We start from the raw sequence: 267 nt of genomic DNA on the forward strand, positions 1-267 counted from the left end.
CTCGAAAGGACATCACCACGATGACCGCTCCACACATTGTCGACCCTGAACGCCTTCTGCGCGAAGCTCTCGGGGAGGCCTCTCCCGATCTGTTGCGCCACCTGCTGCAGACCGTGATCAACGCCCTGCTCTCCGCCGACGCGGACGCGGTCTGCGGCGCCGAGTACGGCCAGGCCTCCCAGAGCCGTACCGCACAACGCAACGGCTACCGGCACCGACCCCTGGACACCCGCGCCGGCACGATCGATGTGGCCATCCCCAAACTCC

The 267-nt window shown here is 67.0% G+C and carries 1 protein-coding gene; it reads left to right on the forward strand.

Annotated elements, in window-relative coordinates; all coding sequences use genetic code 11:
* Positions 1–20: 20 nt before the first annotated feature.
* Positions 21–267: transposase (locus NR072_RS06610; protein WP_256836586.1), on the forward strand; the 247-nt coding region annotated here is incomplete at its 3' end.

The organism is Micrococcus sp. Mcc89, from assembly GCF_024519795.1.
GTDB lineage: Bacteria > Actinomycetota > Actinomycetes > Actinomycetales > Micrococcaceae > Micrococcus > Micrococcus luteus.